At 59.2% G+C, this 1051-nt stretch carries 1 protein-coding gene; it reads left to right on the top strand.

Annotated elements, in window-relative coordinates:
* Window positions 1-85 precede the first annotated feature (85 nt).
* Window positions 86-1045 carry an IS1595 family transposase gene (locus SAOR_RS12970; protein WP_123631813.1) on the top strand — a complete coding sequence of 320 codons (960 nt, stop codon included), beginning with the start codon at window positions 86-88 and terminating at the stop codon, window positions 1043-1045.
* The last annotated feature ends 6 nt before the right edge of the window (window positions 1046-1051 follow it).

Raw genomic sequence — 1051 nt, forward strand, 5'->3', positions numbered from 1 at the left:
CTTGATTATGTACAAAGCTCAGTAGGGTCACGAAATGACCCACCGTCTGTGGATACTGGAGTCATGACACACAAGGAATTTCGTCATGGCGATCAACCAAGTACAGATGCAGCCGGGCCTGTCGTTGTTTGAATTTGTACAGCAATACGGCACCCAGGCCCAATGCGAGCGGGCACTGGCAGCCGCGCGCTGGCCACGGGGCTATGCCTGCCCGACCTGTCGATGCCGGCGACACACCACGTTCGAACGTAACGGCCGCGGCCTCTGGCAGTGCCAGCGGTGTCGTCACCAGACCAGTATCACGGCGGGCACGATCTTCGACTCGACAAAGCTGGCGTTGCCGGTCTGGTTTCTAGCAATGCACTTGCTCACCCAAGCCAAAAACAACATATCGGCGCTGGAGCTTATGCGCCATCTCGGCGTGAGTTGGCGTACCGCCTGGCGCATGAAGCACAAACTCATGCAGGTCATGGTCGAGCGTGAATCGCATCGCCAGCTATCGGGGCGCGTCGAAATCGACGATGCTTATCTGGGCGGCGAACGGCCCGGTGAGCCCGGCAAGCGCGGGCGGGGATCGCCCAACAAGATCCCGTTTGTCATGGCGGTTTCGACAGTCGACGATTGCAAGCCGCACCAGGTGGTGATCCGTTGCATGCCGTTCCAATCGGAGGCGATTCGTGATTGGGCTAACACGTCGCTGTCCGCTGAAACCGACGTGGTGTCGGATGGCCTGCCGGCGTTTCGGGTACTGCGCGAAGAGGTAGCCAGTCATCTGGCCATTGTGACCGGCTCCAGCCGAGCTTCGGCTGAGCATCCCCAGTTCCAGTGGGTCAATATCCTGCTCGGCAACCTGAAAACGGCGATCAGCGGCACGCATCACGCGTTCAAGTTCGCCAAGTATGCGCCACGCTACTTGGCGGACTTTCAGTATCGATTCAATCGCCGCTACAACCTGCGCTCAATACTGCCACGGCTGTTGCGCGCGGCCGCTCTTACCGCCCCTTGGCCTGAGCATCAGCTCAAGCGAGCTGAGCTTTGTACATAATCAAGA

It is taken from the genome of Salinisphaera orenii subsp. orenii MK-B5 (genome assembly GCF_003788635.1).
Classification (GTDB): domain Bacteria; phylum Pseudomonadota; class Gammaproteobacteria; order Nevskiales; family Salinisphaeraceae; genus Salinisphaera; species Salinisphaera orenii.